At 62.6% G+C, this 21,530-nt stretch carries 20 protein-coding genes; 7 read left to right on the plus strand and 13 right to left on the minus strand.

The genetic code is table 11. The features are described from left to right. Positions 1-274 precede the first annotated feature (274 nt). Positions 275-439 carry a hypothetical protein gene (locus BW33_RS30020; protein ID WP_167734148.1) on the minus strand — a complete coding sequence of 55 codons (165 nt, stop codon included), beginning with the start codon at positions 437-439 and terminating at the stop codon, positions 275-277. A gap of 108 nt (positions 440-547) precedes the next feature. Continuing rightward, on the minus strand, positions 548-790 hold the full coding sequence (locus tag BW33_RS18610; protein WP_047600380.1) for a DUF465 domain-containing protein: 243 nt from the start codon (positions 788-790) through the stop codon (positions 548-550). A 204-nt stretch (positions 791-994) separates the two neighbouring features. On the opposite strand from BW33_RS18610, the gene BW33_RS18615 reads away from it, so the two are divergent. Then, the gene (locus BW33_RS18615) at positions 995-1,516 is read left to right on the plus strand and encodes a DUF4142 domain-containing protein (protein WP_047600381.1); all 522 of its coding nucleotides are present in this window, start codon (positions 995-997) and stop codon (positions 1,514-1,516) included. A gap of 64 nt (positions 1,517-1,580) precedes the next feature. Here BW33_RS18615 and BW33_RS18620 read toward each other — a convergent pair whose 3' ends face one another. Continuing rightward, complete coding sequence (locus BW33_RS18620; protein ID WP_047600382.1) at positions 1,581-1,850, minus strand: hypothetical protein; 270 nt, start codon at positions 1,848-1,850, stop codon at positions 1,581-1,583. 251 nt (positions 1,851-2,101) lie between these two features. Here BW33_RS18620 and BW33_RS18625 point away from each other — a divergent pair, with 251 nt between their 5' ends. Genes BW33_RS18625 through BW33_RS18650 form a run of 6 tightly spaced genes read left to right on the plus strand, consistent with a single transcriptional unit; the run spans position 2,102 to position 7,529 of the window. Beyond that, complete coding sequence (locus tag BW33_RS18625) at positions 2,102-2,953, plus strand: STAS domain-containing protein (RefSeq protein ID WP_047600383.1); 852 nt, start codon at positions 2,102-2,104, stop codon at positions 2,951-2,953. Positions 2,954-2,957: 4 nt separating this feature from the next. Beyond that, on the plus strand, positions 2,958-3,320 hold the full coding sequence (locus BW33_RS18630) for an STAS domain-containing protein (RefSeq protein WP_047600384.1): 363 nt from the start codon (positions 2,958-2,960) through the stop codon (positions 3,318-3,320). Next, on the plus strand, positions 3,317-3,721 hold the full coding sequence (locus tag BW33_RS18635; protein ID WP_047600385.1) for an anti-sigma regulatory factor: 405 nt from the start codon (positions 3,317-3,319) through the stop codon (positions 3,719-3,721). Before BW33_RS18630 ends, BW33_RS18635 begins: the two co-directional genes overlap by 4 nt. Then, positions 3,718-4,728: an ATP-binding protein gene (locus BW33_RS18640; RefSeq protein ID WP_047600398.1), complete on the plus strand. Its 1,011-nt coding sequence runs from the start codon at positions 3,718-3,720 to the stop codon at positions 4,726-4,728. The genes BW33_RS18635 and BW33_RS18640 overlap by 4 nt, the downstream gene beginning before the upstream one ends. Next, positions 4,721-5,596 (plus strand): sensor histidine kinase, encoded by an 876-nt coding sequence (locus BW33_RS18645; RefSeq protein WP_047600386.1) that lies wholly within the window; start codon positions 4,721-4,723, stop codon positions 5,594-5,596. The genes BW33_RS18640 and BW33_RS18645 overlap by 8 nt, the downstream gene beginning before the upstream one ends. After that, positions 5,586-7,529, plus strand: coding sequence for a response regulator (locus BW33_RS18650; RefSeq protein ID WP_047600387.1), 1,944 nt, complete (start codon positions 5,586-5,588; stop codon positions 7,527-7,529). The genes BW33_RS18645 and BW33_RS18650 overlap by 11 nt, the downstream gene beginning before the upstream one ends. Before the next feature lie 172 nt (positions 7,530-7,701). Here the strand turns inward: BW33_RS18650 and BW33_RS18655 are convergent, their stop codons facing one another. The 10 genes from BW33_RS18655 to lexA form a co-directional block, all read right to left on the minus strand. Continuing rightward, a complete protein-coding gene (locus BW33_RS18655; protein ID WP_047600388.1) occupies positions 7,702-10,335 on the minus strand; it encodes an excinuclease ABC subunit UvrA in 2,634 nt (877 codons plus the stop codon). 179 nt (positions 10,336-10,514) lie between these two features. Continuing rightward, positions 10,515-12,626 carry a hybrid sensor histidine kinase/response regulator gene (locus tag BW33_RS18660; RefSeq protein ID WP_047600389.1) on the minus strand — a complete coding sequence of 704 codons (2,112 nt, stop codon included), beginning with the start codon at positions 12,624-12,626 and terminating at the stop codon, positions 10,515-10,517. 133 nt (positions 12,627-12,759) lie between these two features. After that, positions 12,760-13,449: a GntR family transcriptional regulator gene (locus tag BW33_RS18665; RefSeq protein WP_047600390.1), complete on the minus strand. Its 690-nt coding sequence runs from the start codon at positions 13,447-13,449 to the stop codon at positions 12,760-12,762. 239 nt (positions 13,450-13,688) lie between these two features. Beyond that, positions 13,689-14,348 (minus strand): DUF799 domain-containing protein, encoded by a 660-nt coding sequence (locus BW33_RS18670; RefSeq protein WP_047600391.1) that lies wholly within the window; start codon positions 14,346-14,348, stop codon positions 13,689-13,691. After that, on the minus strand, positions 14,345-14,713 hold the full coding sequence (locus BW33_RS18675) for a DUF4810 domain-containing protein (RefSeq protein WP_047600392.1): 369 nt from the start codon (positions 14,711-14,713) through the stop codon (positions 14,345-14,347). Before BW33_RS18675 ends, BW33_RS18670 begins: the two co-directional genes overlap by 4 nt. A 28-nt stretch (positions 14,714-14,741) precedes the next feature. Beyond that, positions 14,742-15,428, minus strand: coding sequence for a CsgG/HfaB family protein (locus tag BW33_RS18680; RefSeq protein ID WP_167797100.1), 687 nt, complete (start codon positions 15,426-15,428; stop codon positions 14,742-14,744). 264 nt (positions 15,429-15,692) lie between these two features. Then, entirely contained in the window at positions 15,693-18,791 is a 3,099-nt protein-coding gene (locus BW33_RS18685) for an error-prone DNA polymerase (RefSeq protein ID WP_201771633.1), read from the minus strand. After that, the gene (locus tag BW33_RS18690) at positions 18,767-20,182 is read right to left on the minus strand and encodes a Y-family DNA polymerase (protein ID WP_047600395.1); all 1,416 of its coding nucleotides are present in this window, start codon (positions 20,180-20,182) and stop codon (positions 18,767-18,769) included. The genes BW33_RS18685 and BW33_RS18690 overlap by 25 nt, the downstream gene beginning before the upstream one ends. Before the next feature lie 7 nt (positions 20,183-20,189). Then, entirely contained in the window at positions 20,190-20,807 is a 618-nt protein-coding gene (gene imuA / locus BW33_RS18695) for a translesion DNA synthesis-associated protein ImuA (RefSeq protein ID WP_047600396.1), read from the minus strand. Next, entirely contained in the window at positions 20,807-21,424 is a 618-nt protein-coding gene (gene lexA / locus BW33_RS18700; RefSeq protein ID WP_047600397.1) for a transcriptional repressor LexA, read from the minus strand. Before lexA ends, imuA begins: the two co-directional genes overlap by 1 nt. Positions 21,425-21,530 lie beyond the last annotated feature (106 nt).

Below are 21,530 nucleotides of genomic sequence, written 5' to 3' on the forward strand. Positions count from 1 at the left end.
TCCCACAGTTGAAAGGTAATCCTCCTGTAGGAGCGAGCCTGCTCGCGACGGCGGTGTGTCAAGCCACGAAGATTTTGAATGTGCAGGCCTCTTCGCGAGCAGGCTCGCTCCCACAGTTGAAAGGTAATCCTCCTGTAGGAGCGAGCCTGCTCGCGAAGGCGGTGTGTCAAGCCACGATGATGTTGAATGTGCAGCCCTCTTCGCGAGCAGGTTCGCTCCCACAGTTGAAAGGTATTCCTCCTGTAGGAGTGAGCCTGCTCGCGATAGCGGTCTGTCAGTTGCCCGATCTATCGAACTTGTCCGGATCTTCGTCTTCAGGAAGATCCTCGTCCGGCTCTTCGGGAAAAGTGGTGGTGTGTGCCGGGCTGTTGGGTTCCGGATGTGTGGGCACCGGGTCGAAACCGCCCTGCTCTTCACTGGGGAATCTGGGTTTGTTCATGGGGCACCTCGCAAAGAGTCGCTGAGTGAAGACTCTGTACATTCGAGGTGCCGGTCGGGGGCTGCGTTCAGTCATTTCACCCTTGAGGAGCGGTGAAGCGACTGACGGTCAGGATCGAGCCTGTAACTGCGCGACGATCCTGTCTTTGACCTGCAAGCGTTTCTCTTTGAGTTTCTTCAGTGTGTCATCGCTGGGCGCATCCGAGGTCGCCGTCTCGGCCTTGACTACTTCGGCGTCCGCCTCGGAGTACTGGTTGATCAGTGAATCCAGTCGTGAATCCTGAGTGCGTTTTTGCTGGACCTCTTCCTTTGTTAGCTTCAAATCCTGATACAGGTCATGAGTCACCGGCATGGAACACCTCCGTCAGTTGATCGGCAACCAACGCGACCGATTGCGCTGGCAGTGATCAGAATGGCCTTGGTCGGGCCGTTCTGTCGACCACCTGTCAGACCAGCGGTGGCCGTTCGTCGCCCTGTCACAAACGCGATCAAACCTTTGCCGCCTCCGCCGCCTCCATTGATTAACGTCAACAAAAACCTGTGTGGAGAAAGACCAATGGACGGATTCAACCTGCGTCATCTCGTTTTGGCTGTAGCTCTGAGCGCCGGCATGGGCAGTGCCTTCGCCGCGACTTCGAACAGCTTTGTCGACAACGCGGCTGCGGGCGGCATTTCCGAGATCGAAACCAGCCGTCTCGCCCTGGAAAAAAGCCAGTCGGCCGACATCAAGGCCTTTGCCAACATGATGATCACTGACCACGGCAAGGCCAACGACGAACTGGCCAGTATTGCCAAAGCCAATGACATCGAGGTGCCAGACACCACCACCCTGGTCAAGCAGGCCAAGGAAAAGATCCTCGACATGCGCGATGAGTCCTTCGACGCGGCCTACGCCAACAATCAGGTCAAGGCCCACGAAGAAACCATCGAACTGTTCAAGAAAGAAGCCAACACTGTCACCGACGACAAGACCAAGGGCGCTACCGAGCTGAAAGCCTTCGCGCAGAAAATGCTCCCGGCGCTGGAAAAACACCTGGCCGCTGCCAAAGAGCTGCAAGCCAAACACCCGAGCAAATAATCCGGGCGCTTAACAGCAAAAGGCCGCATTCATTGAATGCGGCCTTTTGTCGTTTCAGAGCGATTCAACCGCCGTCGGTGTCGATGTCGGCATCGGTTTCTTCACCCGGCTTGGGACGATCAGGCTCAGGTTCAAAACCCGGACTGAACTCGTTGTCGTTATCGGTGTGTTTGTGCTTCTGATCCACCACCGGATCGGCGCTCTGCGCCTGCCCGGTGCCACCCGTGGGTTGCGTTGGCGGGCTCTGCCCCGGCACCTGCGGGTCGATGGCCGGGTCGTTGCGATTGATCGGCTCTGTACCCTGGTTCTGTTGTTGCCTGGTTTGTTCATTCATAGCCACCTCGTTTTTCACCACCGGCGCGACTGAAACCGGCCGGCCTTGAAAGTTCGAAGCCTGAGTAACGTCAACGTTCAAAAGATCGCTGCTTGCCAACACGCCAACTAGAGTTACCGATGCGTTCCATGCCTCAGATCAAAAATATCCTTTCGGGCTCGAACAACTATTTCGAACGGCAAAGGTCACTGACTGCGCGCCGGTCAATTTTTGCAGAATCGGCCCCCAATTTGTTACGGAGCAACAGGCACATGGCAGCACTGCAGAACAGCACACTCGATGCGATGAAGAACAAACAACCACAACTGCTGAGCGAATGGATCAAAGGACTGGAAACCAGCGGCGCCACCCGCAACCTCAAAGATCACGACCTGCAACAGCAGACCAGCGAATTCCTGCAACTGGTGATCAACGGTCTGCAGGATGACAACGGCACCAACATCAACGCGCCGGGTTGGGAAGCCACCCGCCAGTTCCTCGAAAAGCTCTCCCATAGCCGCGCCCTGCTCGGTCAGGATTCACAACAGACCGCCAGCTTCATTTTCGCCCTCAAAGGCCCGCTGTTTTCCCTGCTGCAAAATCACTATCGCGAACAACCAGCATTGCTGGCCGAACAGCTGTGGGAAATCTCCGAGTTGCTCGATGCGTTCGGCATGCACACCATCCGCACCTTCCAGAAGTCCCGTGAAGCGGTGATCAAACGCCAACAGGAAGAACTGCTGGAGCTGTCCACCCCGGTGGTCAAGCTGTGGGACGGTGTGCTGGCGCTGCCAATGATCGGCACTCTCGATTCGCAACGCACTCAGGTGGTGATGGAATCGCTGCTGCAACGCATCGTCGACACCGGATCGGAAATCGCCATCATCGACATCACCGGCGTACCGACCGTCGACACACTGGTTGCGCAACACCTGCTGAAAACCGTGACCGCCATTCGTCTGATGGGTGCCGACTGCATCATCAGCGGCGTGCGTCCGCAAATCGCCCAGACCATCGTGCACCTGGGCCTCGACCTGCAAGGTGTGGTGACCAAGGCCAACCTGGCCGACGCACTGAAACTCGCCCTCACCCGCCTGGGCATCAGCCTCGGCCAAGCGGTCTGAGCCGATGGAACGTATCCCGATTCTCCAAATGGGCAAGTTCCTGCTGGTCACCATTCAGGTCGACATGCATGACCAACTCGCCCTCACGTTGCAGGACGACTTGTCCGAGCGCATCAGCAAGACCTCGGCGCGTGGTGTGCTGATCGATATCTCGGCGCTGGACATGGTCGACTCGTTCATTGGCCGGATGATCAGCACGATTTCCGCCCTGTCGAAAATCATGGACGCCGAAACCATGCTGGTCGGCATGCAGCCGGCGGTGGCGATCACCCTGGTCGAACTCGGCCTGACCCTGCCGGGTGTCAGCACCGCACTCAACGTCGAGCGCGGGATGAAACTGCTGCAAGAACGAGTAAACCGGCGATGACCGTACGCAGCAGCGGTACTCAACCCATCCATATCGAACAGGATGTCGTGCTCGCACGCCAGACCGCCCGCAAACTGGCCACCGAATGCGGGATGCGCCTTATCGACCTGACCAAAATGGTCACGGCGGTCAGCGAACTGGCCCGCAACACCATGGTGTACGGTGGCGGCGGCGACATGGACTGGCAAATTCTTGATGAAGACCACAAGGTCGGTCTGCGCTTGACGTTCCGCGACGAAGGCCCCGGTATTGCCGATATCAAACTGGCGATGACCGACGGCTGGACCTCCGGCAGCGGTATGGGCCTGGGCCTGACCGGGGCAAAACGCCTGGTCGAGGAGTTCGAACTGGACACCGAGCCCGGCAGGGGCACGCGAATAACGATCACCCGATGGACATGAATATCGCCGGGTCGCTGACCCAGGTGCTGCTGATCGAAGACAGCAGCCAGATCGGCCACGCCCGGCGCACCGCGCAACGGCTCGCCGAGCAACATGGCTTTGATGAGACCGATGCCGGGCGCGTAGCGCTGGTCGCCACCGAACTGGCCAGCAACGTGCTCAAGCACGCCAGCCGCGGCGAAGTTCACTTGCGCCTGTTGCCCCGCCCCGGCGGATTCGGCATCGAGATGCTAGCGGTCGATCGCGCACAGGGCTTTGACCTCGACGCGTGCCTGACCGACGGCTTTTCCACCGGCGGCACCCAAGGCATCGGACTGGGCGCCGTGGCGCGTCAGACCGAAGTCTTCGACGTGCACGCCGACGCCCATGGAGCGGTGCTGCTGGCGCGTCTGTATCCGCGCGGCGACCGTCAACCGGACTTGCGCTACGGCGTCAGCCAGCACTCGTTGCACAACGACCCGGCGTGCGGTGACACCTGGCACCTGGCGTACAACGGCGCGAATGTCAGTGCGCTGATCATCGACGGCCTCGGCCACGGTGAGGATGCCGAACGCGCGGCCAAGGCCGGCGAGCGGGTGTTCGCCCAGACCCCGTTTGCCAGTCCGGTGCTGCTGATGGAGGATATGCACCGCGACATGATCGGCAGCCGTGGCGGCGCCGCAGCGTTCGCCCAGTTCAATGCCGCCCGCGACGGCCTGACCTTTACTGGCGTGGGCAACATCGGCGCCAGCCTGATCACCGCCGACAAGTCGCGGGGCCTGGCCTCGCACCCGGGCATCGTCGGCGGCCAATACCGGAAAGCCCAGCCTTTTGACTATGCTCACGTGAACGGACATCTATTGATCATGTACAGCGACGGCTTGCAGTCCCGTTGGAACCTTCAAGACTACCCCGGTCTGGTGCACCGCCATCCTGCCGTGATAGCCAGCGTCCTGCACCGCGACTTCTGTCGCGGGCGCGACGACGTCACGGTGCTGGTCGTTGCCCTGGAGGCCGCCAATGGCTGAGTCGCCAATCCTGAACCCGGCCGAGCAGGCCGCGCTGATCGCCCGGTTGCAGAGCGAGACCGCCGCCCTGCGCGCAGAACTCGACGAAACCAATCAAGGCGTATTGGCGCTCTACGCCGAACTCGACACCCAGGCGGAAGAGCTGAGACAGGCCTCGGACCTGAAAAGCCGCTTTCTGTCGTACATGAGCCATGAGTTTCGCACCCCGCTGGGCTCGATCCTCAGCATCAACAGCCTGCTCGCCGACGAACTCGACGGCCCGCTCAGCCCCGAGCAGCACAAGCAGGTGGCGTTCGTCAGCAGCGCCGCCCGCGAACTCAGCGACATGGTCGATGACTTGCTCGATCTGGCGAAGATCGAAGCCGGGCGGATCACCATTTCTCCGGCATGGTTCGACATGTTCGACCTGTTCTCCGCCCTGCGCGGGATGTTCCGACCAATCGTCGACGCATCGGCGGTGGACCTGATCTTCGAAGAGCCGATCGGCCTGCCACGGCTGTACACCGACGACAAAAAACTCGGGCAGATTCTGCGCAACTTCATTTCCAACTCGCTGAAGTTCACCACCCGCGGTGAAGTGCGGATCTCGGCGCGTCTTGAGGGGCTGGACCGGGTGCGCTTCGCTGTCAGCGATACAGGTATCGGTATCGCGCCGGAGCTGCATGGTGCATTGTTCGAGGACTTCTCGCAGGTCGACTCGCCGCTGCAGAAACGCCTGCGCGGTACCGGCCTCGGCCTGTCCCTGTGCAAGCGCTTCGCGGCCCTGCTCGGCGGCGAGGTCGGGATGGACAGCACCCCGGGGGTCGGCTCGACCTTTTTCGTAATCATTCCACTGGCGCTCGCCCTGGAGAACGTCGATGAAACGTGACATCCGTCTGTTGATCGTCGACGACAACGTCGCCACCCGCTACGCCTTGCGCCGGCGCCTGGAGCGCCATGGCTACGAGGTGCTGGAGGCCGGCACCGGCAGCGAGGGCCTGGCGCTGATCGCAAGCGAGGTACTTGATGCACTGATCCTCGACGTCAACCTGCCGGACATGAGTGGCTTCGATATCGTGCGGATCCTGCGCGCCGATGCACACACCGCGCTGCTGCCGGTGATCCACGTGTCTGCCGCGTCGATCCAGACCGGCGACATCATCACCGGTCTGGATGCCGGGGCGGATGCCTACCTGATTCACCCGGTAGACCCGGACGTACTATTGGCGACCCTGCGCACTCTGCTGCGGGTACGTGATACCGAAAACGCGCTGCGTGAGAGTGAGGCCCGGTTTCGCGAGATTTTCGTCAACGTCTCGGCGCCGATTGCCGTGCTCGATGCCAACCTGAAGGTGCATGAGTGCAACCACGCTTTCACGCAGATGATTCAGGACAACCGCAACCCGCAAACCCTCAGCGAATGCTTCGACGAAGACCAGGGTGCGATCCTCAACGAGTTGCGCCTGCGGCTGGTCGATGGCGAGCGCTGGAAAGGCACGTTGAACATGCGTGTACAGGGCGAGATACGCGAAACCGAGTGGCAGATTTCGCCATACCGCACGCCGCAGCTCAGCCTGGTGTTCGTCGAAGACGTCACCGAGCATCGCCACCGCGAGCGCTCGCACCTCGCACAGTTGGACGACACCACCACACAACTGGCCAAGGAAGTTGCCGAGCGGGTGCGCGCCGAATCGCAGTTGCTGCAAGTGCAGAAGATGGACGCGCTGGGCAAGCTCACCGGCGGGATTGCCCACGACTTCAACAACCTGCTGACCGGGATCATCACCAGCCTCGAACTGATCCAGAAACGCATCGCCGATGCCAGGCCCGACAAAGTGCAGCTCTATGCTGAAGCAGCGCTGAATTCAGCGATGAGTGCGGCTTCGCTCACCCATCGCCTGCTGGCCTTCGCCCGCCAACAGCCGCTGGATACACGGCCGGTGGACATCAACGAGCAGGTGCGCTCACTGGAAGAACTGCTGGTGCGCACCATCGGCGAACGCATCACTCTCAAACTTGAATTGACCAACAAACCGGCGATTGCCTTGGTCGATCCGGTGCAACTGGAAAGTGCGGTGCTGAATCTGGTGATCAACGCCCGCGATGCGCTGCCCAAGGGCGGCAATATCTGGGTCAACACCTATGCCGCGTACTCCCATGGCGATCCGAACATGGCCGATGGCGCGTATGTCGCGTTGTCGGTACGCGACGACGGCACCGGCATCGAGCACAGTGTGATCGACAAGGTGTTCGACCCGTTCTTCACCACCAAGCCGCTGGGCCAGGGCACCGGGTTGGGGCTGTCGACGATTTATGGTTTTGCCCGCCAGTCCGGTGGCGATGCACATATCCGCAGCGTGGCACGGCGCGGTACGGAAGTGACGATCATGCTGCCGGCTACCAGCGACCCGACCGGAGCTGATGTTGCCCCGGTGGTTGTCGACCCGCAGGGCTCGGGCGAGCATGTGCTGATTGTCGAGGACATGCCGGCGGTGCGCATGTTCGTCACCGAGGTGCTGGAGGACGCCGGTTATCGCTGCACCCAGGCGGCGGATATCGAAACTGCGCTGGAGCGTTTGCAGAATGACCCGACGATCGAACTGCTGCTGAGCGACGTCGGCCTGCCGCGCATGAGCGGCCGGGAACTGGCGGACGTGGCGCGGGGCTGGCGTGCCGCTTTGCCGATCCTGTTCATGACCGGTTATGCCGAAACGGCGATCAATCGTCAGGTCTTCCTCGGCAGCGGTATGGAAATGCTGGTCAAACCCTTCCAGATCAGCGAACTGCTGGACAAGGTTCGCCGCACGCTTGATGGTGCCTGACACACCGTTATCAGGTTGCTCGGTTGAAAACACAGACCCTGTAGGAGCGAGCCTGCTCGCGATGGCGTCAGGTCAGTTAATTCATTTCTGGCTGACACTTCGCTATCGCGAGCAGGCTCACTCCTGCAAGGGATCACAAGCACCGCATAACCTGCTGGCGATGAAGCCGCCGCTATCGGTTCAAGGCCCGCGCCAGAAACGGCGCCGTACGGCTCTTCTTGCTTGCTGCGACTTTCTGCGGCGTGCCGGCGGCGACGATTTTGCCGCCCTGATCCCCAGCCCCCGGGCCGATGTCGATCACCCAGTCACTCTGCGCCACCACGCGCATTTCATGCTCGACGACGATCACTGTGTGCCCCGCCGTGACCAGCGTATCCAGTTGTTCCAGCAGGCGATCGACGTCCCGCGGATGCAGCCCGGTAGTCGGTTCATCCAGCACATACAGGGTCGCGCCGCGCTGATTGCGCTGCAACTCGGTCGCCAGTTTGATCCGTTGCGCCTCGCCGCCCGACAACTCGGTGGCCGGTTGGCCGAGCCGCAGATAACCGAGACCGATGTCACGCAGTACTTCCAGCGAACGACGAATCCCCGCCTGCTCGCTGAACACCTCTACCGCCTCTTCCACGGTCAGTTGCAGCACCTGCGCAATGTTCAAGCCTTGCCACTGAATCGCCAGGGTCTGCGGGTTGTAGCGTGCGCCATGACACGTCGGGCACGGCGCATACACGCTCGGCATGAACAGCAACTCGACGCTGACAAAACCTTCACCCTCGCAGGTCGGGCAACGGCCCTTGGCAACGTTGAAGGAAAACTGCCCGGCGTCATACCCCGCCGTCTGTGCCTCGGGCGTGGCGGCGAACAGCTTGCGCACGTTATCGAACAGCCCGGTGTAGGTCGCCAGATTCGAACGTGGCGTGCGGCCGATGGGTTTCTGATCGACCTGTACCAGGCGCTTGATCGACTCCAGCCCCGCAGTCACCTGACCCGTGCTGGCCTGCGGCGCATCGTCTTCGAGGCTGAGCTCTTCCGGCTCGTCCTCAACCACCGTCCGCCCGAGATGCGCGCCGACCAGTTCGAGCAACGCCTGACTGACCAGACTCGACTTGCCCGAACCGGAAACCCCGGTTACCGAGGTGAAGCAGCCCAAGGGAAATTCAGCGCTGAGGTTGTGCAGGTTATTGCGGCTGATGCCATCGAGTTTCAGCCAACCGGTCGGCTTGCGCGCGGTGCGGGTCTGCCGCTGAGTTTCCGCGAACAGATAGGCGCGGGTCTGCGATTCGTCGATCTCGGCCAGCCCTGCCGGCGGACCGCTGTAGAGCACCCGCCCCCCCTTCTCGCCTGCCGCCGGGCCGACGTCGATCAGCCAGTCGGCGCGGCGCATGGTTTCCAGATCGTGCTCGACCACAAACAGCGTGTTGCCGTCAGCCTTCAAGCGCTGCAAGGCTTCGAACAGCGCCTCGCCATCGGCCGGATGCAGGCCGGCGGATGGCTCGTCGAGCACGTAGATCACACCGAACAATTGCGAGCCCAGTTGCGTCGCCAGGCGCAGTCGCTGCAACTCGCCGGACGACAATGTCGGCGTGCTGCGCTCCAGCGCCAGATAACCCAGGCCCAGATCGGTCAGGGTGCTGACCCGCTCCAGCAAGTCCTCGGCAATCCGCTGCGCCGCCAGGCGCTTTTCCAGCGACAGGTTCGGCGTGTGGCGCACGTCCGGCGCACTGGCGTGGCCGCTGGCACCCTGCGCCACGCGTTGCTGGCGCGCCTCGCGGGTTTGCGCATGGCTCAGGGTTTCGCCGCTTTCCTCGGTCTGTTGCAGATACGTCGCCGCTGCGACTGGCCGCAGTACCTCGGCCACTTGCAGCAATGGCATCTGCGACAATTCACCGATGTCGTAACCGGCAAAGGTCACCGACAACGCTTCACGCTTCAGGCGTTTGCCGTCACACAACGGGCACGGGCTGCCGAGCATGAACTGCGAAACGCGCCTCTTCATCAGCGCACTTTGCGAGTGGGTAAAGGTGTGCAGGATGTAGCGGCGGGCGCCGGTGAAGGTGCCCTGATAACTCGGTTCCATCTTGCGCTTGAGGGCGACCCGGGTTTCCTCCGGGGTCAGACCGGCATACACCGGCACGGTCGGGGTTTCTTCGGTGAAAAGAATCCAGTCACGCTGCTTTTTCGGCAGTTTCTTCCAGGGGATGTCGACGTCGATGCCCATGGTCACGAGGATGTCGCGCAGGTTCTGCCCCTGCCACGCCAGCGGCCAGGACGCCACGGCGCGTTGGCGGATGGTCAGGTTCGGATCGGGCACCATCAGCGCTTCCGTCACCTCGTAGACCCGGCCCAGACCGTGGCACTCAGGGCACGCGCCTTGCGGGGTGTTCGGCGAGAAATCCTCGGCGTAGAGCATCGGTTGCCCCGACGGGTAACTGCCGGCGCGGGAATAGAGCATGCGGATCAGGCTCGACAAGGTGGTCACGCTGCCGACCGACGAACGCGTGCTCGGCGTGCCGCGCTGCTGTTGCAGGGCCACGGCGGGCGGCAGGCCTTCGATGGAATCGACGTCCGGCACCCCGACCTGATCGATCAAGCGCCGCGCATACGGCGCTACCGACTCGAAATAACGCCGCTGGGCTTCGGCGTACAAAGTCGAAAAGGCCAGCGACGACTTGCCCGAACCGGATACACCGGTGAACACCACCAGCGCGTCGCGAGGGATATCGACGTCGACATTTTTCAGATTGTGTTCACGGGCGCCACGCACCCGAACCATGCCGGCGGGTGCTTTGGAGGTGCGTTTGGAAGTCATGGGCGGGCCTTGATCGGAAAATGTGAGTCGAACACAAAACATGTGGCGAGGGAGCTTGCTCCCGCTGGGCTGCGAAGCGGCCCCAAATCCAGACGAATCAACCCGGCAGGTAAACCGCGGTTCCCGGGTTTACGACTACTGCGCAGCCGAGCGGGAGCAAGCTCCCTGGCCACAGGGAGTCAGGCACTGAGCACCGATCGAATCATTTGCAACAACGCCTCCGGGCCATACGGTTTACCCAGCAAATGCGTGTCCGGACTCAACTGGTGGTTGCGCGAGATGATGTCGCGGGTGTGGCCGGAGGTGAACAGCACCGCCACCGGTGGTGTCTGCACCTTGGCCCACGCCGCCAGATCGGAACTCTTGATCAGCCCCGGCATCACCACATCGGTGAAAATCAGATCGACTTGCGCGCCGTCCAGCAGCATCTGCATCGCCACGTCGCCATTGCCGGCGGTCAGCACGCGGTAACCTTCTTCGCGCAGCAGCTCCACTGCCGAAGCGCGCACTGCGTCGTTGTCCTCGACCACCAGAATGCTTTCATGGCCGCCGCCCAGCTGCTCGCCGAGGCTCGGTGATTCATCGAGGACCGGGCGCAGGCTGCGCGGAAAATACAGCTGCACCCGCGTGCCCTCGCCCACGGTGCTGTCGATCTCGACGTGTCCGCCACTCTGTTTGACGAAGCCGAACACCATGCTCAAACCGAGCCCGGTGCCCTGGCCGTCGGCCTTGGTGGTGAAGAACGGCTCGAACACCTGCTCGAGCATTTGTGGCGCAATACCGACGCCGGAATCGCTGACCACCACCCGCACGAAATCACCGGCGACGATGCCTTTGCCGGCGCAAAAGCTGCTGTCCAGCCGGGTATTGAGGGCGCTGAGGACAATCGTGCCCTCGCCCTTCATCGCGTCCCGGGCGTTGATCGCCAGATTGAGAATGGCGTTTTCCAGTTGATTGCGGTCGACGTTGATGTGCCAAGGCTCTTGCGGCAGTTGCACATCGATCTGAATGGTTTCGCCCAACGCGCGCTGCAGCAACTCACCGACACCTTCGAAGATCTGTCGCGGATCGCACACCGCCGGCGACAACGGTTGGCGCCGGGCAAAGGCGAGCAGTTGCGACGACAGCTTCGCACCGCGCTCGACCGCCGCCAGCGAGGCGCTGACCCGGCGTTGCACATTGGCATTGTCCGGCTCGTGCCGCGCCAGCAAGTGCAGGTTGCCGGCGATCACCTGCAGCAGGTTGTTGAAGTCGTGGGCCACGCCGCCGGTGAGTCCGCCAATGGCTTCAAGTTTCTGCGACTGGCGCAGTTGCTCCTCAGCCGCCAGTCGAGCATCCACTTCATTGGCCACCCGCTGCTCCAGGTTGCGGGTGAATTTGAGCAGGGATTCTTCGGCGATCTTGCGTTCATGGATGTCGATCAACACTCCGGGGAAACGGAACGGCGCGCCATGTTCGTCGAACTCGCAGGCGCCACTGGCGAGCACCCAGAGATAACTGCCGTCCGCGCGCCGCACGCGGTATTCGGCGTTGTACGGTTCACCGGTCTGCACCGAATGGCTGACCCGATCATGCACCCACGCCAGATCGTCCGGGTGGATCCGCGCTTCGCAGTAGGACTGCGCCAGATTGCTCAGGTCCTGATCCGGCGGATACGAAAACGTGCGGGCGAAACGCTCATCCGCCGACAACACGTTGTGCTTCACATCCCAGACAAACGAGCCGAGCAACGCCCCGGCATTCAGCGCCAGACGCACCCGCTCGTTGTCGGCCCGATAGGCATCTTCAGCGGCCTGACGCAGGCGCTCGGAGCGCACCAACCCGGTGGTCTCGACCACCATCGCCATCACCCCGGCCGGCACACCGTCATCGTTGGCCACCGGGCTGTAATACAGATCCATCCAGACATCTTCGGGCACGCCATCGCGCAACAGCACCAGTTCCTTGTTACGGTACGACAAGGTACCGCCCGCCAGACAGGTGTCGACCACATGCCGGTTGAAATCAGCGACTTCCGGCCAGCCCAGCTCCACCGGCGCCCCCAACAGATAGGGGTGGCGGCCACCGGCAAATTGCGAGTAGGCGTCGTTGTAGATCATGTAGCCGACGTGGCCCCAGAGCATGACCATCGGCAACGGTGAAGCCAGCATCAGTTGCACGGCGCTGCACAGGCTGGCAGGCCAGGTGTCGAGCGGGCCGAGTTCGGTCTGACGCCAGTCGAACGCACAAATGCGCCCGGCCATCTCGCCTTTCCAGCCGTCACAACCGTGGCTATCGGATAAAAACTGCATCGATTGACTCGGTGTCCTTTGGTGTTTGCCCGATACATCGCGACGGGAGAACGCCGCGACGCCCGTCTGTTTCGAGCCTCATCGGCCGTAATGGTTTCATTAGAGGTATAGCCGATTTCAGACCAGGCCCGGATCAGACCCCGATCAGGTGCTTGAGCGGATGGTAGCCAGTTTTCATCTTCGCCGCGACGTCGAGAATCGCCTTCTCGATGCCGTTCAAATGCGTGCAGGTCAGTTCGATGGCGGCGTTCTGGTCGCCCGCCTCGATGTATTCGATCAGGCGCAGATGTTCGTTGTCGCGGCAGGCTTCATGGCTGTCGTCATCCAGTGCGGCGACGTACAGCGAGGCCCGGGAAATCAACTTCTGGAACCAGTCGAGCAGCACCGGGTTGTTGAGGCTGCGCGCCAGTTTGAGGTGGAACTCGCCGAGCAGGTAAATCAGTTGCTCGTGGTCGCCTGCCGCGTGGGCTGCGTCCTCCAGTAACAGGTGCTCGCGCAAGACCTGCGTGGCGGCAGTGTCCTTGCGCCGACAGAGTTCGGTGACCATACCGATCTCGATCAGCCGCCGGGTTTCGAACAGCGAACGGATCTCTTCGTTGCTGGGCAGCGACACCGAGGCCCCCTTGTTCGGCTCGGTGGTGACCAGCCCCTCGGCTTCCAGTTGTTTGAGCGCGGCGCGCACCGACGTGCGGCTGACATTGAACAGTTCGGCCAGCGATGCTTCACCCAGCTTCATCCCCGGACGCAGCGAACGCTTGCTGATTGCCTGGTAAACCCCTTGGTAGACGCGGTCGACCGTGGTTTCCAGTTTCTTCTCGGTCATTCGAACACTCCTTTAGCCTTGGGCAGACACGGTGCTCCAGCGTTATGCGCCGTTTGCGCAGATAAGTGTGGCGCAGGATATCGCCTTCGGCGTCGAGATGCAGGGGATGAATCGCAGGTCAGGTGGGGTCAAGTGAACGAGAGGCCGTAATGATGCAAAAAGATCGCAGCCTGCGGCAGCTCCTACATTTGGGATGCATTCCCCTGTAGGAACTGCCGCAGGCTGCGATCTTTTGATCTTCAGTCAGTACCGTATTTCGGCGAACGCGGGCCGTACAACAGGCCGGCGTGCTGACCGGCCGACAACAGGCGATTGCTCGCCACGCCGGCAATCGGATAACCGGCATCGGTCGAACTGTTGATCACCTGCTTCACCGCGGCGGTGATCAGCATGCCGACCAGGCCGCCACCGCTGTTGTTGCCGCCCTCTTCGCTCGACGCCCGCGCCGAACCGGTCCACAGCGTGGTGCCGGATTTCAGATCCACCAGTTTGGCGGTGGCGGTCACGGCGGTTTCGCTGCTGATCACCATGTAGCGCGTACCGTATTCGGTCACGGTGATGTACAGCGCAGCGTCGGCGCCGAAGATTTCCTTGAGCTTGTTGGCCGGTGCCTGATGAATGTCATCCGGGGTGGTCAGGCCGTTCTGGCGGAAGGTTTCGTCCACCAGGGCGATCGGCAGCACGTAGTAACCGGCTTCGGCCAGTGGGAACGTCACTTGCGACAACAGGCTGTATGACGCCTTCACGTCGGGCGAAGTGTTCAGCGGCGGCAGCACCAGAATGGTCTTCGGGCGCGCTTGTTTATACGCCGAGTAATCCACGGTTTTCGGCGCGACGCAGCCACCGAGCACGATCAGGGCCAAACCGGCAGCCAGCAGTTTCAGGGTGCGCGAAATCATTTGGCGTCTCCGGTCTTGGCGTTTTTAAGCAGAAAATCCATGTACGGGCCGGACTCGGGGAACAGCGCTTTCTCGGTGCGGAACTGCTGCACCATCTGATCGTCCTTGCCCATGCTCAGGTACAGCAGGCCCAGATGCGCGTGGTACCCCGGCGGCACAGCCTTGCCGGTGGAGCGGATCTTCTGCAGGTCGCGCTCCAGCACTTCGGCCTGGGTTTCCTTGGGCTCTTCGCCTTTGAAGTATTCGTAGACCTGCGGTTGGTAGTCTTCCCACTGGTACAGGGTTTTCGGGCTGCTGCAACCGGCCAGCAAGGCGCTGGCGGCCAGCGTCAGAGCCAGCAGCGACCGCGACAAAGTCAGATTCATGGGTGTTGCTCCTTGCAATGAATAGCGATCAGTTACCCGGTTTCCAGGCACCGGCATTCATGCCATCGACCAGACGATTGATCGCCTCGCGCATGGCCAGATCAAGGACTTTGCCATTGAGGGTGGAGTCGTACGCAGCGGTGCCGCCGAAGCCGATGATTTCGCGGTTGGACAAGGCGTATTCGCCGGCGCCCTGAGTCGAATACACCACTTCGGAGGTGCTGATGTTGACGATGTTCAGGTTGACCTTGGCGTAGGCGACCTGGGTCTTGCCACGGCCGAGAATCCCGAACAGCTGGTGGTCGCCGGTTTCCTTGCGGCCGAACTCGGTGACGTCACCGGTGACCACGTAATCGGCGCCCTTGAGGCGCTGGGCCTGGCCCTTGATCGCCGCTTCCTGCTGGATCTCGCCCATGTTGTCGCGATCCAGTACCGAGAAACGGTTGGTCTGTTGCAAGTGCGTGATCAGGATGGTCTTGGCCTGGCCGCCGAGACGATCGACGCCGTCGGAGAAGATCCCGCGCATGTAGCTGGAGCGGTTATCGAACTTGCCCACCGCCATCGGTACGCGAGCACCGGTCCAGACTTGCGTGGCGCTCTCGACCTTGGCCACCGGCAGTGCGCGGGAGCTTTCGGTGGCGCACCCGGCAAGGGAGCCGGCGAGGGTGCCGAGCACGGCAATCGCAACGCCTGAGACCAACATCCGGGAGATCATTCTCACTGTACATTCCTTCTGAAAAAACGGTGTGTCCCGGCACGGCAAGGCAGTGGGGAGCGGAAAAGGGGCGGCATTATGACAAAGTGCCATCATGGGGGACAGGTTTTTTTGACGCCAACGGATTGGCTGATCTGAACACCACAAATACCCCTGTAGGAGCTGCCGCAGGCTCGGGCCGCGATCGGACGATCTTTTGATCTTGTTTTTAAAAATCCAAGTCAAAAGATCGCAGCCTGCGGCAGCTCCTACAGGGGGGCGGTGTTAGTGGAAGTCGCGGCTTTGTACGCGGATGCCGTCGAGCAGCGGACTCAGGTCGCTCAGGCGGCCGGCGATCAGGTGTCGAACTTCGCCCTCCCGCTCCCAGCGGCCATCGACCTTGAGCAGTTGCGAGCCGACCAGCACCTGACGCTGACGCTCGGCCAGATCGCGCCAGACCACCACGTTGACGTTGCCGAACTCGTCTTCAAGGGTGACGAAGGTCACGCCGCTGGCAGTGCCCGGTCGCTGCCGCCCGGTGACCAGCCCGGCGATGCTCACCGGCCGACCGTGCTCGACGTCCAGCAACTCCTGCGAACTGCGGCAACGCCGCGCCTTCAGTTCACTACGCAGCAGCGCCAACGGGTGCGGCCCCAGCGTGGTGCCGATGGTCGCGTAATCGGCCTGCAGGTCCTCACCGACGCTCGGTTTGGGCAGCAGCACATCGGCTTCTTCCTGGCTCGGCAACCCGGCAAACAGGCCCAGCTGTTTCTGCACCCCGGCCACTTCCCAGCGTGCGCGATGCCGATGCCCGGCCATCCCGCGCAACGCCCCGGAATCGGCCAACAGCGCCTGGGCGCGACTGTCGAGCGCGGCGCGTTCGCCCAGATCGGCGACATCGACAAACGCCCCACGCGTGCGCGCCGCTTCGATGCGCCGGGCATCGTCCTCGCGAAAGCCCTTGATCATCCGCAGCCCCATGCGGATCGCCGGTTGTGCGCCGCTGATCGGTTCCAGGCTGCAATCCCAGTCGCTGGCGCGCACGTCCACCGGACGGATCTGCAACTGATGGCGGCGCGCGTCCTGGAGGATTTGATCCGGGCTGTAGAAACCCATCGGCCAGCTGTTGATCAACGCGCAGGCGAACGCCGCCGGTTCGTGGCACTTGAGCCAGCAACTGGCGTAAGTCAGCAAGGCGAAACTGGCGGCGTGGGATTCGGGAAAGCCGTAACTGCCGAAACCCTTGATCTGCTCGAAGATCTGCGCGGCGAATTCCTCGGTGTAGCCGTTTTTCTTCATGCCGGCGGCGAGGCGTTCCTTGTGCGGCTCGAGCCCGCCATGGCGTTTCCACGCGGCCATGGATCGCCGCAACTGATCGGCCTCACCGGGGCTGTAGTCGGCGGCGACGATGGCGATCTGCATCACCTGTTCCTGAAACAGCGGCACGCCGAGGGTACGTTTGAGCACCACTTCCAGTTCCGGCGAGGGATAGGTTGTCGGCTCTTCCTTGTTGCGTCGGCGCAGATACGGATGAACCATCCCGCCCTGAATCGGCCCTGGGCGGACGATCGCGACCTCGATCACCAGATCGTAGAACTTCGCCGGTTTCAGGCGCGGCAGCATCGACATCTGTGCCCGGGATTCGATCTGGAACACGCCAATGGTGTCGGCGCGGCTGATCATCTCGTAGGTCGGTTTGTCTTTATCAGGGATCGTCGCCAGGCTCAGATCCAGATGCCGATGACGACGCAGCAAGTCGAAGCAGCGACGGATCGCACTGAGCATGCCGAGGGCAAGGATATCGACCTTGAGCAGCCCGACCGCGTCGAGGTCGTCCTTGTCCCATTGAATGATCGTGCGCTCGGCCATGGCGGCGTTTTCCACCGGCACCAGCGTGTCCAGCGGCTGTTCGGAAATCACGAAACCACCGGGGTGCTGCGACAGGTGCCGGGGGAAGCCGATCAGTTGCCCGGTCAGGCTCAGCACTCGACGCAGCACCGGGCTGTCGGGGTCGAAGCCGCCTTCGAGCAAGCGCGCCACCGGCGGTGTTTCGTCGCTCCAGTGGCCGCAGCAATCGGCCAGTGCATTGATCTGATCCGGCGGCAGCCCAAGGGCCTTGGCCACGTCGCGCACCGCACCGGCAGCGTGGTAGGTGCTGACCACCGCCGTCAACGCCGCACGCCGCCGGCCATACCGGCGGAACACGTACTGCAGGACTTCTTCGCGGCGCTCGTGCTCGAAATCGACGTCGATGTCCGGCGGTTCGTTGCGTTCTTTCGACATGAAACGTTCGAACAGCAGCGTGGTGCGATCCGGGTCGATCTCGGTGATACCCAAGGCAAAACACACCGCCGAGTTGGCCGCCGAACCACGGCCCTGACAGAGAATCTGCTGATCGCGGGCAAAGCGCACCACGTCGTGCACGGTGAGAAAGTAGCTTTCGTAGCCGAGTTCGGCGATCAGTCGCAGCTCATCGTCGATTTGCTTGAGCACCTTGGGCTGCGGCCCTTGCGGCCAGCGCCAGGCAATGCCTTCTTCGGTCAGTTGGCGCAACCAGGAACTGCCGGTGTGCCCCTCCGGCACCAGCTCCTTCGGATACTCATAGCGCAACTCGCTCAGCTCGAAAGTGCAGCGCCGCGCCAGTTGCACCGAGGCGTCGAGCAGGGCCGGCGGGTACAGCTCGCGCAACACATCGAGGCTGCGCAGATGCCGCTCGCCGTTGGAGTGCAGGCGCAATCCGGCCTCGGCCACCGGGACGTGATGGCGAATCGCGGTCATGGTGTCCTGCAGGGCGCGTCTGCCACGCGCATGCATGTGCACATCGCCGCTGGCCACGGCGGCAATCTGCAGCTGCTCGGCCAGACTCAGCAGTGCCGCCAGCAGCCGCTGATCGTCCTGCCCGCGATGCAACTGCACTGCCAGATACAGGCGCTCGCCGAAAGTCTGCTTCAGCCAGCGCCCCTCCTCCACGTCATCGATGCTGTCCGGCACCCACACGGTGAACAATCCCGGCAACGGCTCGCTGAAATCCTCGCGCAGCACCTGGTACTGGCCCTTCTGCGTACGCCGCCGGGCCTGAGTGATCAAGCCGCACAAGGCCTGATAGCCCGCAAGATTCTCCACCAACAGCAGCAGTTTCGGGCCGTTGTCGATGCGTATTTCGCTGCCGATGATCAGCGGCAGTTCAACCGATTTCGCCGCTTGCCAGGCCCGAACGATCCCGGCCAGCGTGCACTCGTCGGTGATCGCCAGCGCCTGATAGCCGTGTTTTTTCGCCCGCTGAAACAACTCAAGGGCACTGGAGGCACCGCGCTGGAAACTGAAGTTCGACAGGCAGTGCAGCTCGGCATAGCCGTGGCTCATGCAAACCAGCCCTGCAGCCACAACGGACCGCCCTCGCCCACGGCCCGATAGGCCCAGCCCTGCTGACCGGCGCGGTTCTGGATCAGGTAGTAATCGCGGCGCACATCGTCACCGTCCCACCAGCCGGACTCGATGCGCTCCGGGCCCATGAGGATTCGCGCCGAACCTTCCGGCACGCTTTGCGGTTCGCCGAGCAGCCAGCCCGGACGCTGCACGCTCGGCAAGCCTGTGCAACGCTGTTTGTCGACGCCGTTCTGCCACGCACATTCCGGGCGGTGGTCGGCCTGAAAGCGCAGGCCCTGCACCGCGTCATCGCCGAGCCGTGCGCGCAGGCGTTCGCGCAATTGCTCCCAGGGCAAGGTCTGTTGCGGACGATCATCGAACAGTTCCTGAAACTGCGGCACGAAACTCGGCAGGTCTTCGGCACGCAGGCGAAAACCACGCACCGGCGCCTCGACCTGGACTTGTTCCAGTCGCCCGCGGGCCAATTCGAAGAGCATCGCCGGATCGCGCTCGGCGCTGAGCAGGCCGACCTTGATCACCGTGTCCGGCAGCCCGGCGTGCTCCAGATGCAGATCGAAACGCTGCACGCCGCTGTCACGTCCGCAGAGGAACGCCGACAGGTCAGCGGTCAGACGCCGTAACGGGAATAGCAGCGCCTGATGGGATTGCACGTCGAAATTCAGTTCGATGCGCACATCGAAACGATCCGGCGGCAGATAGAACCCCAAGGCCAGCGGCCGTGCCCCGAACAACGTGTCGAGATGCTTGAGCATCGACGCTTCGAAGCGCCGGGCCAGAGCCTGACGCGGCAGGCTCTGCAGCTGGTTCAGGTTGCGCAGGCCCATACGCGCCAGCGCGGTGGCGACCTGCGGCTCCAGTCCGACGCGGTCGACGGGCAATTGCCCGAGGTGATGTTGCAAGGCTTCGCCGTCGGGCACCACCAGACCGTCGTAGGCGTTGGCCAGCACCCGCGCCGCCACCGGATTCGGTGCGGCGACGATGCGATGGCGGAAGCCCAGGTCGGTCAGTTCCTTGCGTAGCCGCGCTTCGAACTGCGTCCAGGAGCCGAACAGGCCCAGGCTCGATTCAATCTCGAACACCACGGTACGCGGGTAATGCACGCTGACCTGCGCGCTGAATCGATAGGCCCACGCGGCGAGAAACTGCTGCCAGTGCTCGACCTCGGCCAGGTCGTAATCGGCGGTGGCAAAACCTTTGCTCAGCGCTTGTGCGGCGGTCATCGACTGGCCGGCACGCAGGCCGAGTTGACGCGCTGCCGGATTCACCGCTTGCAGCACTCGACGCTGGGCCGGGCCACTGAGCAGCACCAACGGCTCATCGGGATCGGCACGCTGACGCAGCACGGCGTCGAGGGCCAATTGCGGGAACAGAATACACACCCAGCGCATGACGACCTCAGTGCCCCACGGCAAACGCAATCGGCGCCGTGCGCGCCAGTCCGCCACGGCACTTGAGCACGCGCAACTGGGCAGGTCTGGCATCGATGGCAATGCGCAACGCGGCCGGCGACGGGTTGATCGCCTCGCTCAGCGCACGCCAGGCAAACGCCAGGGTCTGGCCGGTTTCCGCAGCTACCTGCAAACGCCGCAACGCCCGATCATCGGCCTTGTGCGGCCAGCACAGCACCGCGCCGCAACTGCCGGATCGCAGGCATTGCTCCGCCGCCCACAAGGCATCGCGTTCGCTGGCCTGAATCACCGACAACTGACGCAGATCGACCCCGGCGTTCGCCCACGCCTGCGGGTACGGCACGAACGGAGGCGCCACCAGCACGATGCGCTCGCCTGCTGCCGACAGCCGCGCCAGCGTCGGCCACACCAGTTGCAGCTCGCCAACCCCGGGGCCGGCGAGGAGGATTTCGCTCAGCGCCGCTTCCGGCCAGCCACCGCTGGGCAGTGCCGCATCCAGCGCGGCATGGCCGGTGGGTTGCGGGCTGGCCGCCGGCGGCGCAGGCCGGCCCTTCCAGACCTGGCCGCCATTGAACAGCGTATCGAGTGCAACGACGGCGCCCATCAGCCTTGCCTCACCAGACCGCAAAACACCCCTTCGATCGCCAGATCCTGATCATCGCGCACGACAATCGGCTGGTACGCCGGGTTGCGCGGCAGCAGGCGCACTGTAGTGCCGACACGTTCGAAGCGTTTGATCGTCACCTCACCGTCGAGTCGCGCCACCACGATCTGCCCGTTGAGCGCTTCGGGATTGCGCTTCACCCCCACCAGATCACCGTCGAGAATGCCGTCCTCGATCATCGAATCGCCCTGCACCCGCAGCATGTAATCGGGGGTGCGGGAGAACAGCGCCGGGTCGAGCGTCAAGCGGCTATGGATGTCGGCATCGGCACCGATCGGCGCACCGGCAGCCACCCGGCCGAGCACGGGAATGTCGAGCAGTTCCGGTCGCGGCGGTTGCCCGAGCAGGCGAATGCCCCGGGCCTGATGCGGATTGACCTCGATAAACCCGGCTTCGGTGAGCGCCAGCACATGCTTGCGCGCCACGCTGCGCGAGGCAAAACCAAAAGCCTCGCTGATTTCAGCGAGGCTTGGGGGCTGACCGTGTTCGGCGATGCGTTCGCGGATAAAGGTCAGGATGGCGGTACGGCGGGGAGTCAGGTTCGTCATGGAGTACATTTGTACTCCAGTAGGATTTTACTGACAAGCACCGCCAGTCGGCCTGGGTCGGCGATCCACAAAAATCAAAAGATCGCAGCCTCGTTTCACTCGTCAGCTCCTACAG

It is taken from the genome of Pseudomonas sp. RIT288 (genome assembly GCF_000631985.1).
In the GTDB taxonomy this organism is placed as follows: Bacteria; Pseudomonadota; Gammaproteobacteria; order Pseudomonadales; family Pseudomonadaceae; genus Aquipseudomonas.

What these genes read in the sequence shown, in the direction of transcription:
- BW33_RS30020 (WP_167734148.1), bottom strand. Translation starts at nt 439, where the DNA reads ATGAACAAACCCAGATTCCCCAGTGAAGAGCAGGGCGGTTTCGACCCG.
- BW33_RS18610 (WP_047600380.1), bottom strand. Translation starts at nt 790, where the DNA reads ATGCCGGTGACTCATGACCTGTATCAGGATTTGAAGCTAACAAAGGAA.
- BW33_RS18615 (WP_047600381.1), top strand. Translation starts at nt 995, where the DNA reads ATGGACGGATTCAACCTGCGTCATCTCGTTTTGGCTGTAGCTCTGAGC.
- BW33_RS18620 (WP_047600382.1), bottom strand. Translation starts at nt 1,850, where the DNA reads ATGAATGAACAAACCAGGCAACAACAGAACCAGGGTACAGAGCCGATC.
- BW33_RS18625 (WP_047600383.1), top strand. Translation starts at nt 2,102, where the DNA reads ATGGCAGCACTGCAGAACAGCACACTCGATGCGATGAAGAACAAACAA.
- BW33_RS18630 (WP_047600384.1), top strand. Translation starts at nt 2,958, where the DNA reads ATGGAACGTATCCCGATTCTCCAAATGGGCAAGTTCCTGCTGGTCACC.
- BW33_RS18635 (WP_047600385.1), top strand. Translation starts at nt 3,317, where the DNA reads ATGACCGTACGCAGCAGCGGTACTCAACCCATCCATATCGAACAGGAT.
- BW33_RS18640 (WP_047600398.1), top strand. Translation starts at nt 3,718, where the DNA reads ATGAATATCGCCGGGTCGCTGACCCAGGTGCTGCTGATCGAAGACAGC.
- BW33_RS18645 (WP_047600386.1), top strand. Translation starts at nt 4,721, where the DNA reads ATGGCTGAGTCGCCAATCCTGAACCCGGCCGAGCAGGCCGCGCTGATC.
- BW33_RS18650 (WP_047600387.1), top strand. Translation starts at nt 5,586, where the DNA reads ATGAAACGTGACATCCGTCTGTTGATCGTCGACGACAACGTCGCCACC.
- BW33_RS18655 (WP_047600388.1), bottom strand. Translation starts at nt 10,335, where the DNA reads ATGACTTCCAAACGCACCTCCAAAGCACCCGCCGGCATGGTTCGGGTG.
- BW33_RS18660 (WP_047600389.1), bottom strand. Translation starts at nt 12,626, where the DNA reads ATGCAGTTTTTATCCGATAGCCACGGTTGTGACGGCTGGAAAGGCGAG.
- BW33_RS18665 (WP_047600390.1), bottom strand. Translation starts at nt 13,449, where the DNA reads ATGACCGAGAAGAAACTGGAAACCACGGTCGACCGCGTCTACCAAGGG.
- BW33_RS18670 (WP_047600391.1), bottom strand. Translation starts at nt 14,348, where the DNA reads ATGATTTCGCGCACCCTGAAACTGCTGGCTGCCGGTTTGGCCCTGATC.
- BW33_RS18675 (WP_047600392.1), bottom strand. Translation starts at nt 14,713, where the DNA reads ATGAATCTGACTTTGTCGCGGTCGCTGCTGGCTCTGACGCTGGCCGCC.
- BW33_RS18680 (WP_167797100.1), bottom strand. Translation starts at nt 15,428, where the DNA reads ATGATCTCCCGGATGTTGGTCTCAGGCGTTGCGATTGCCGTGCTCGGC.
- BW33_RS18690 (WP_047600395.1), bottom strand. Translation starts at nt 20,182, where the DNA reads ATGCGCTGGGTGTGTATTCTGTTCCCGCAATTGGCCCTCGACGCCGTG.
- imuA (WP_047600396.1), bottom strand. Translation starts at nt 20,807, where the DNA reads ATGGGCGCCGTCGTTGCACTCGATACGCTGTTCAATGGCGGCCAGGTC.
- lexA (WP_047600397.1), bottom strand. Translation starts at nt 21,424, where the DNA reads ATGTACTCCATGACGAACCTGACTCCCCGCCGTACCGCCATCCTGACC.